Below are 9,357 nucleotides of genomic sequence, written 5' to 3' on the forward strand. Positions count from 1 at the left end.
CCCCCCCCCCCCCCCCCCCCCCCCCCCCCCCCCCCCCCCCCCCCCCCCCCCCGCCCACCCCCCCCCCCCCCCCCCCCCCCCCCCCGGCTCCGTCCCCCCCCCCCCCCCCCCCCCCCCCCGGGTCGGTGCCGGCGGCTACCGGTACTCGCGCAGGCGCGGCCGGACACCCAGCGCGGTGAGGGCGAGCGCCGCCGCCAGCGCCCCCGCGGCCAGGGCCGCCGTGCTGGCGTCGAGGTCGTCGTCGGTCGCGGCGACCGCCGAGTCCATCGCCATGGCGTTGACCGCGATGGTGTCCCCGATGGCCGTGCTCAGCTGGTCGAAGTCGTAGTTGGACTGCCCCTGGGAGAGACCGGTGTTGAGCGTCACCGCCTCCTTGAGCCGGCCCTCGTCGCGCAGCGCGCGGATCTTCCGGTCGTCCTGCTGGTACTGCTGGAAGGCGGCCAGCACCCGCTCTGCGGCGTCCTGCTCGCCGGGGAAGGTGATGTTGTGCAGTTCGGTGCCGAGGTAGCCGCCGAAGGGGACGGCCGCGTGGTCGGCGCGGTGCCGGGCGGCGGCGGCCGCCAGTTGGGCGTTGTAGTCGGCGAGGGTGGCGCCGTCCAGGCGGGCGATCGCCTGGGTCTTGTCGAGGAAGCTCTGCTCGTAGGCGGCCGCGCGGGACGGGTCTGTGAGGTAGCGGCTCTCGTCGGCGTTCAGGTCGAAGGCGACGGCACGGGCGCGGCTGAGCGCGATCACCGAGTCGTAGGCGTTGCTCTTGGCGGTCACCAGGTGGTCGTCGGCGCGGCTGACCAGGTGCAGGCCGATCGCCAGCACGACGCCGGTGAGCAGCGTGACTGCGGCCAGCGCCGGGTTGACGACGCGGTGGTAGCGCACCGCCAGGACGCGCTGGAGCCCGAGCAGCGCGGCGAGTGCGAGCAGGCCGACCGCGAGCAGCCACCACCAGCCGCTGCCGAGGGCGTCGCGGCGCTCGGTGTAGACCTGCTCGACGGTGGCCTCGTTGGCGGCGGTGACCTGGTCGGCGGCGGGCAGCAGTTGCTGGCGCAGCAGGTCGGTGGCCTGGCGGTAGGCGTCCAGGGCGGCGGGCGAGGGCTGGCCAGCCGGGGCCTTGGCCTGCTCCTCCAGCAGCTGGGCGCGGGCCACCAGGGCCTCGTAGCTGCCGAGCCGGCCGAGCACCTGCTGGACGGCGCTCTGGCCGGCCGGGTCGGCGGCGGCGGCCTGGGCGGCCTGCTGGAGGTCGCCGTCGGCCTGCGCACGGCGCTGCTCGTAGGTGTCGAGGGTCTGCTTGCGCAGCGCCGTGTAGTCGGGGTCGGCGCCGACCAGCAGCAGGTTGGCGGCCTGGGCGTCCATGTCGCTGAGCGCGAAGTAGAGGTCGGCGGCGCGGGTGGCCTGCGGGGCGGCCCGGTGGCCGATGGTGTCGGTGCCGTCGCGGGCCCCGCCGAGGACGGTGGTGGCGGCCGCGCCGAGGCCGATCAGGGCGGCCAGGCTGAGCGTAGTGAGGCCTCGGACCAGGCGCGGAGTGGTCCAGTAGGCGCGGCCGCCGACCGTCCGTGCGCCGTGCCGGAGCCGGGCCAGGGCGCTCGGGGCGGCCGTTGTCCGAATCGCTGTCCGGGCCGATGTCCGGGCCGTTGTTGTGGCCGTTGTCCTGGCCAATGGTCCGGCTGGGGCCGGTTCCCCCGCCGGACCGGTTTCCGTCCCCGGGGCCGCCTCCCCCGTGGTGGCCGTCGTGCCCGCTGCCGAGGTGGTCATGGCCGCACGTTCCTCTCCCCCGCTGCACGGTCCGCCGGGGTTTCCTGCTGAAACCGGAGCAGAACCGTTTCTCTCCGCCGGGCGACGCTAGTGCCGCGCCACCTGCGGGAAGCCGCCCCCTGACGGCTCCTTGACGCCGCCGGGCGCCGTTCTTGACGCATCCTTAGCGACCGTCCCCGGCGCCCGGCGGTGTCCGCCGGTTCGCGGTGGTTCTCGGCGGTGGTGAGTGGTGAGTGGTGAGTGGTGAGTGGTGATGGGTGGTGGCCCGCGGTGGTGGGCGGGTCAGCCCTGCCCGGCCCGGCGGCCGCGGTTCGCCGTGTTCTTCCGCCGGGCCCTCTTCTTGCGGGCGCGCTTGGACATCGCGTGCTCTCCGATTCCGGGGAAGGGCTTCAAGCGGCCTGGCCGACCAACTGGTCTGCCAGCTTGACCAGGCGCTTCAGCGAGCGCTCCTCCTGGGCGGCCTGCGCCACCGGCGCCACCGAACCGCCGTCGTAGTAGGCGCCGTTGGCGACCGCGACGTCCGGCAGGCAGAGCCGGACGACGGCCGCCGCACCCTCCGCCGCCGGCGCGCCGGCCCGCCCGTACAGCGGCAGCAGCGCCGTGTCGCACAGGCCCGGGTTGAGGCTGACGGCGGTGATGCCGGAGCCGGCCGGGGCCATGTCGGCGGTCGCCATGGTGAGCGCGAGCTGCGACTGCGCATACGCGGCCACCCGCGAGTACCTCTTCACCCGGTGCGGGTCCGACCAGTTCATCGAAGCCGTCCGGTGCAGCGAGGACGAGACGTTGACGATCCGGGCGTCGCCGGATGCCGAGAGCGGCGCCCGCAGCAGCCTGGCCAGCAGGTGCGCGGCCAGGAAGTTGACCTGCAGCGAGACCTCGTTGCCGTCGTCGGTCAGCGTGCAGCGCTCGGGCGCCATCGCGGCGGCGTTGTTGACCAGCAGGTCCAGCGCCGGGTAGTGCTTGACGACCGTACCGGCCAGCACCGCGACCTCCGAGAGGCGGGTGAAGTCGGCGGCCAGCTCGACGAGTTGGTCCCGGCGGGCGCCGGCGTCGACCAGCCGGGCGACGGCCGCCTCGGCCTCCGGGGTGGTCCGGGCGTGCACCAGCACGGTGGCGCCCAGCCCGGCGAGCAGCCGGGCGGTCTCCCAGCCGATGCCGGAGGAGGCGCCGGTGACGAGGGCGGTACGAGCGGACAGGGCGGATTCGGACATGACCGTTCCCAGGGTGCGGGGCACCGCCGGCCCTGTCCGGGCCGGGGTGCGGGCTCAAAAGACCTGATGAGATGCGGAACTCGCGCGCCCGCCCGCACCCCGCGCCGATCGGGCGACGGGGCGGGGCGCGGCACGTGCCGTGCCCTCCGGCGGGGAGGCGCGGATCAGCGCACGGCGATGGCGGCCGCGGCGACGCGGACCGGCGGCCGCGGATGCGGCGGGCGGTCGTGGTGGCGTGCCGGGCGGTTCATGCTCCTCATCCAACCGGCGGGCGCGGACCGGGGCAAGCGCCGCGCCGCCGCCCTGACGAATCCCTGACGCCGGGCGAACAGCCGTGCGGCCGACGCCGGTTGCGGCCGCCGGTCAACCCGCACCGGATTTCGGCGCACGGCGGAGCCGGTCGCGAGCACCGCGCCCGAGCCGACCGCGCCGCGCCGCGCCGCGCCCCACCCCGCCCCGCTGTCAGAGCCAGTTGCGGCGCTTGAAGACCACGTACAGCCCGGTGCAGACCAGCGCCATCAGCCCGATCGCGAACGGGTAGCCGAACGCCCACTTGAGCTCCGGCATGATCTCGAAGTTCATCCCGTAGACGGTGCCGATCAGCGTCGGCGCGAAGAGGATCGCCGCCCAGGAGGAGATCTTCTTGATCTCGTCGTTCTGCACGTGCCCGGCCTCGGCGAGCTGCTTCATCTCCTCGTTCTGCCGCTGCGAGACCAGCGTCGCGTTCACGGTCAGGATGTTCTGCAGCATCTGCCGGAAGCCGTCCACCCGCTCGGCGGCGTAGGTGGCGTGGTCGGCGACGTCGCGCAGGTAGCGCTGCAGCTCGTCGTCGGTGCCGTACTTGCCGAAGCCCGCCTCCAGGCTCCTCATGATCTCCAGCAGCGGCCGGGTCGCCCGCTGGAGCTCGATCACCTCGCGGGACAGCTCGTAGATGCGCCGGGAGACCTGCGGGTCGCCGCCGAACACCTCCGTCTCGATCTCGTCGATGTCGTGCTGGAGCCCGGCGATCACCGGCGCGTAACCGTCCACCACGGCGTCCAGCACCGCGTACAGCACCGCCTCCGGGCCGAGCGCGAGCAGGTCCGGGTCCGTCTCCAGGCGGCGGCGCACCGCGGACAGGTCCGGCGCCTGGGAGTGGCGGACGGTGAGCACGAAGTCGGGGCCCACGAAGAGGTGGATCTCGCCGAAGTCGACCTCCTCCGCCTCGTCCAGGTAGCGCGCGGCACGCAGCACCACGAACAGCGTGTCGCCGTAGCGCTCCAGCTTCGGCCGCTGGTGGGCGACGATGGCGTCCTCGACGGCCAGTTCGTGCAGGTTGAACCGGTCCGCCGCCTCCAGCAGCTGCGCCTCGGCCGGGCGGTACAGGCCGATCCAGGCCATCGCGCCGGGCCGGTCGGGCAGTTCGCGGTAGATGTCGGCGAGGTTCGCCGGTGCGTCGATCCGCCGCCCGTCCCGGTAGACCGCCGCGTCCACCACCGAGCGCTCCAGGGTGACCGGCTCGACGGGCTGGTCGGGCCGCGGATCCATCGAGTGCTCCGGCGCCGGCTGCGTGTCGACGGGGCCGGAGCCCCCGACGGGGCGGGAGAACGGACGCTTGCTCGCGCGCACGGCGCGCACACGCCAGTCGGACATGGCGGATACCTCCACGGTGGGTGCCCGGGCCGCCGTCCGGGGACAGCGGGCCGGAGGCGCCCGGCCGGCCACCACGCGCACGGCGCGACCGGCGGCACCTCGTCGAGGACGAGGTCAGCGCCGCGCGGGAGCCGTACGGGAGGAGGAACGCCGGGTGCCGCGAATGGTGCGGGACAACCGGGGGCGGGGCCGACTTCGACCCGGACTACTGCACTCCACGGCTCTCACCTCCTCGGCTCCGCGCGCCCGCGCACCGAAAGGGGGGCCTGCACAACTCCCGCCGAGTGTAGTACCCGCTCCCGGGTGCCTCCCACCGCCCGCCCCCGGGGGCCCGCGCGGCAACGTTCCGGGCCGGTCGTGCGCCCGGCGCGTTCGGGCTCCAACGGCCGCCCGCACCCTGCCCGTTCGTCCCGCCGATGCGACTACGGGGCCGCCACCGCCCGACTACGCTACGTGTCATGACTTCTTCGGAAACGGCCCCCGGGCGGGGCACGGCGGTGGTGATCGGCGGCGGACTGGCCGGCACGGTGGCGGCCTGGGCCCTGCGCGGGTTCGCCGAGCGGATCGTGGTGGTGGAGCGGGACCGCTACCCGGCGGAGCCCACGTTCCGGGCCGGGGTGCCGCAGGGCCGACACGCGCACCTGGTGCTGGAGGCCGGGCACCGGGCGCTGGAGGAGATGATGCCCGGCATCAAGAAGGAGCTCACGGAGGCGGGCGCGATGAGGGTCGCCGTCTCGGGCGATCTGAAGTGGCTCAGCTCGGCGGGGTGGATGGCGCAGTACCCGGCGCAGCTCGCCTTCCTCTCCTGCACCCGGCCGGTGCTGGACAAGGCGGTGCTGGACCGGGTCCGCGCCGATCCCGCGATCGAGTTCCTGGAAGGCGCCGACGTGGTCGGCCTGCTCGGGTCGGCCCGCACGGTGACCGGCGTCAAGGTCCGCGACCGCGGGCCAGAGCGCGGCGAAGTCCGGGAGATCCCGGCCGAGTTGGTGGTGGACGCGGCCGGCCGCACGACCTCGGTGCCGGACTGGCTGGCGGAGCTGGGCCACCCGCCGGTGCCCGAGGAGCGGGTGGACGCGGGCGTCGCGTACTCCTCCCGGCTGTTCCACCGCCCGGCCGGCGTCGACATCGGCTACAAGGCGATATACCTGCAGACCAAGGCCCCCGACGCGCCCCACCTGGGCGTACTGCTGCCGGTCGAGGGCGACCGCTGGATCGTCAGCGTCGCCGGCATGCGCGGCGCCGAACCCGAGCCCGGCGAAACCGGGTTCACCAAGCAACTGGCCCGGCTGCGCGACCCGAGCATCCGCGAGGCGCTCCAGCAGGCCGAGCCGGCCGGCGAGGTGCGCGGCTTCGTCCCCGGCCCCGGCATCCGGCGACACTACGAACGCAGCGCCCCGGACGGCCTGGTGGTGGTCGGCGACGCCGCCAGCACCTTCAACCCGGTGTACGGGCAGGGCGTCACCGTCGCCCTGTTCTGCGCCCGCGAGCTGCGCCGCACCGCCCTGCGCCACGGCGGCATCGGCCACGCCACGGCCCGGGACGCCCGGCGTGCGATCGCGGCCGTCTCCAAGAACCCGTGGGTGATGTCCTGCACCGAGGACGTCCGCTTCGCCGCCACCACCGGCGGCCCCTCCGGCGCCCTGCTCGCGTTCCAGCACCGCTTCCTCGACAAGGTGCTGGCCGGCGCCGCCCACGACCCGGCGGTCACCGCCGCGTTCCACGAGGTGATGTCGCTGGTCGCCCCGCCGACGCTGCTGTTCCGCCCGTCGCTCCTCGCCGCCATCCTGCGGAGCTGACCGGCCCCCCTCGCCGCCGACCGGCTCCCCGTGCCGTCGACCGGCCTCCTTCACCGGCTGCCGGCCCGGGGCGCGCCCGGCCCGCCGTGCGCCCCGCCGGAACCGTCAGACGGGCTCCAGGTGCGCGGCCACGTACGGCACGGCGACCTGCTCCAGGGCGCCGCGGCCGAACGCCGGGTGGACGTTGACCTCGAAGACCACGCCGCCGCTCTCGGCGGCGAGGTCGACACCGGCCAGCGGCAGGCCGAGGCAGGCGACCGCGCGGATCGCCAGGTCCGCGAGCCCCCGGGGCAGTTCGGCGGCGGCGAGCGGGGCGGAGACGGCGCCGCGGCTCTCGTTGCAGGGGGCGTCCGGATCCGCCTGCACGTGTTCGACGACCCGGACCACCCGGCCGTCGAGCACCACCACCCGGTACTGGTGGCGGCGGCCGTCCGGGGTGAAGTTGCGGGCGTCCCGGGCGATCAGCCAGTCCGCCCCGTCGTGCTCGTAGTGCCGTGCGGCGGAGGCGAGTTGGGCGTGGGTGGTGACGTGGAAGACGTCGTCGCCGCCCATGCCGACGCAGGGCCGGGCCCAGACGTCGCCGCCGAGCCGGTCGAAGGCCTCGGCGGCGGCCCGCGGGCTCGGCCGGGACAGCGAGACGGTCGGCATGTGCGCGACGCCGTCGCGGGTGAAGCGGGCCACCGTGAGGTCCTTCTCGGTGGCCGCCCGCCAGGCCTGCACATCGGTGCCGAGTGAGCGGGCGCCGTGCGCGCCCAGCAGCCGCTGGAAGGGCGCGAAGTCGCGCCGCCGGTGCGGCGGGATCTCGTAGACCACGACGGCGTCGGCCGCCACGCTGCGGCCGTCCGCCTCCAGGCGCAGCCCGCCCTCGTCGTCGGGGCGGATCCGGCCGCCCCCGCCGGTCATGAAGTGCCGGGCGTCGAGCAGCACGGGCGCCCGGCCGGTGAGGGCCCGGGCGGCGGCGACGAGGACGTCCCGGCTTCCTTCGGTCGAACTGTGATCAGTCAGGAGAACGAGCTCACGTCGACCCATGCGGGTCATGGAAGCGCGGGGTCCGCGCCCCGGCAAGGGGGCCCCACGAGCCAACACCCGCCCCACTGGCCGAAACCCGCGCGGACGCGGTGCGCTCCCCCGGTAATTCGGATGCGGACGCTTCACCCGCCCCGCTACCCTGGCCGCATGTCTACGCCCCGAATTTCCTAGCCGACGGACCCGCCTCCACACCACCCGTGTGTCCGTTCGCTGTTTCGGAGCGTTATCCCATGATCACCACCCGTGGTGTCGACCTGCGCGTCGGCGCCCGCCTGCTGCTGTCCGACATCACCGTCCACATCGCCCCCGGCGACCGGATCGGCCTGGTCGGCCGCAACGGCGCCGGCAAGACCACCCTGCTCGCCACCCTCGCCGGACAACTGCCGCCCGCCGCCGGGACGGTCACCCGCACCGGCCCCGTCGGCTACCTCCCGCAGGACTCCCGCGCCGCCGACCCGTCCGCCACCGTCACCGACCGCATCCTGTCCGCCCGCGGCCTGGCCACCGCCGTCCGCGCGCTGCGCGCCGCCGAGGAGGCGATGGCGCAGGCCGACGGACCGCACGACCAGCGCCGGGCGATGGACGTCTACGTTCGCTCCGAGGCCGAGTTCCAGTCCCGGGGCGGCTACGCGGCCGAGGCCGAGGCCGCCCGGGTCGCAGCCGGCCTCGGACTGCCCGCCCGGGTCATGGACACCCCGGTCGGCACCCTCTCCGGCGGCCAGCGCCGCCGGGTCGAGCTGGCCCGGATCCTCTTCGCCGACCACGGCACCCTGCTGCTCGACGAACCCACCAACCACCTCGACGCCGACTCCGTCGCCTGGCTGCGCGGCTTCCTCGCGTCCCACCAGGGCGGGCTGGTCCTGATCAGCCACGACCTCGGTCTGCTCGCCGACACCGTCAACCGGGTCTTCCACCTCGACCCGCAGCGCGCCGCGATCGACGTCCACAACACCGGCTGGCGGGCCTACCTCGACCAGCGCGCCGCCGACGAGCGCCGCCGCACCAGGGAACGGGCCAACGCCGAACGCAAGGCCGCCGCCCTGCACGCCCAGGCCGACCGGATGCGGGCCAGCGTCGCCACCGCCACCAGCGCCCGCAGCATGGCCCGCCGCGCCGACCGGATGCTCGCCGACCTCGAACCCGCCCGGCAGGCCGAACGGACGGCCCGGATCCGGCTGCCCGAACCCGCCCCCTGCGGCCGGATGCCGCTCGGCGCGATCAGCCTCGCCAAGGCCTACGCCGGCCGCCCGGTGCTCACCGGCCTCGACCTGGCCGTCGACCGGGGCAGCCGGATGGTCGTGCTCGGCCTGAACGGCGCCGGCAAGACCACCCTGCTGCGCGTCCTGGCCGGCCACGAGAGCCCCGACACCGGGCGGGTGGTGCCCGGCCCGGGCCTGCGGCTCGGCTACTTCGCGCAGGAGCACGACACCCTCGACCCGGCGCGCAGCGTCCGCGACAACCTCGCCCAGGCCGCGCCCCATCTGAGCGACGGCGAACTGCGGCACGTCCTCGGCGCGTTCCTGTTCCGCGGCGACGACGCCGACAAGTCGGCCGGGGTCCTCTCGGGCGGTGAGAAGACCCGGCTGGCGCTGGCCGGCCTGGTCCACTCCGGCGCCAACGTCCTGCTGCTCGACGAGCCCACCAACAACCTCGACCCGGCCTCCCGGGCGGAGGTGCTGGCGGCGGTCGGCACCTACCCGGGCGCGATCGTGATGGTCACCCACGACCCGGGTGCCATCGAGGCCCTGCGGCCCGACCGCGTCCTGCTCCTCCCCGACGGCGACGAGGACCTGTGGCACGACTCCTACCTGGAGCTGGTCGCCCTGGCGTGAGCGGCGCCGCCCGCCAGCCAGCCCGGGGGGGGGGGGGGGGGGGGGGGGGGGGGGGGGGGGGGGGGGGGGGGGGGGGGGGGGGGGGGGGGGGGGGTGGGGGTGGGGGGGGGGGGA

The 9,357-nt window shown here is 75.5% G+C and carries 6 protein-coding genes; 2 read left to right on the forward strand and 4 right to left on the reverse strand.

Going from position 1 to position 9,357, the window contains the following annotated elements; translation table 11 throughout:
* Nucleotides 1-135 precede the first annotated feature (135 nt).
* The 3 genes from AC07BF_RS29770 to AC07BF_RS29780 all read right to left on the reverse strand — a co-directional run bounded on the left by AC07BF_RS29770 (nucleotide 136) and on the right by AC07BF_RS29780 (nucleotide 4,586).
* Nucleotides 136-1,647 carry a hypothetical protein gene (locus AC07BF_RS29770; protein ID WP_478334162.1) on the reverse strand — a complete coding sequence of 504 codons (1,512 nt, stop codon included), beginning with the start codon at nucleotides 1,645-1,647 and terminating at the stop codon, nucleotides 136-138.
* Between the two features lie 485 nt (nucleotides 1,648-2,132).
* A complete protein-coding gene (locus AC07BF_RS29775; protein WP_363582675.1) occupies nucleotides 2,133-2,954 on the reverse strand; it encodes an SDR family NAD(P)-dependent oxidoreductase in 822 nt (273 codons plus the stop codon).
* 462 nt (nucleotides 2,955-3,416) lie between these two features.
* The gene (locus AC07BF_RS29780) at nucleotides 3,417-4,586 is read right to left on the reverse strand and encodes a magnesium and cobalt transport protein CorA (protein ID WP_363582673.1); all 1,170 of its coding nucleotides are present in this window, start codon (nucleotides 4,584-4,586) and stop codon (nucleotides 3,417-3,419) included.
* A gap of 458 nt (nucleotides 4,587-5,044) precedes the next feature.
* On the opposite strand from AC07BF_RS29780, the gene AC07BF_RS29785 reads away from it, so the two are divergent.
* Nucleotides 5,045-6,382, forward strand: coding sequence for an NAD(P)/FAD-dependent oxidoreductase (locus AC07BF_RS29785; protein ID WP_478334163.1), 1,338 nt, complete (start codon nucleotides 5,045-5,047; stop codon nucleotides 6,380-6,382).
* A 105-nt stretch (nucleotides 6,383-6,487) separates the two neighbouring features.
* Here the strand turns inward: AC07BF_RS29785 and AC07BF_RS29790 are convergent, their stop codons facing one another.
* Complete coding sequence (locus AC07BF_RS29790) at nucleotides 6,488-7,411, reverse strand: ATP-grasp domain-containing protein (RefSeq protein ID WP_371522370.1); 924 nt, start codon at nucleotides 7,409-7,411, stop codon at nucleotides 6,488-6,490.
* A 230-nt stretch (nucleotides 7,412-7,641) separates the two neighbouring features.
* Here AC07BF_RS29790 and AC07BF_RS29795 point away from each other — a divergent pair, with 230 nt between their 5' ends.
* Nucleotides 7,642-9,243, forward strand: a complete 1,602-nt coding sequence (locus tag AC07BF_RS29795; RefSeq protein ID WP_478318857.1) for an ABC-F family ATP-binding cassette domain-containing protein — start codon at nucleotides 7,642-7,644, stop codon at nucleotides 9,241-9,243.
* Nucleotides 9,244-9,357: the final 114 nt, after the last annotated feature.

The sequence above is a fragment of the Kitasatospora sp. NPDC043950 genome (genome assembly GCF_056435345.1).

Bases quoted from the DNA above. Each gene is read 5' to 3' on its own strand.
- AC07BF_RS29775 (WP_363582675.1), bottom strand. From the start codon at position 2,954: ATGTCCGAATCCGCCCTGTCCGCTCGTACCGCCCTCGTCACCGGCGCC.
- AC07BF_RS29780 (WP_363582673.1), bottom strand. From the start codon at position 4,586: ATGTCCGACTGGCGTGTGCGCGCCGTGCGCGCGAGCAAGCGTCCGTTC.
- AC07BF_RS29785 (WP_478334163.1), top strand. From the start codon at position 5,045: ATGACTTCTTCGGAAACGGCCCCCGGGCGGGGCACGGCGGTGGTGATC.
- AC07BF_RS29790 (WP_371522370.1), bottom strand. From the start codon at position 7,411: ATGGGTCGACGTGAGCTCGTTCTCCTGACTGATCACAGTTCGACCGAA.
- AC07BF_RS29795 (WP_478318857.1), top strand. From the start codon at position 7,642: ATGATCACCACCCGTGGTGTCGACCTGCGCGTCGGCGCCCGCCTGCTG.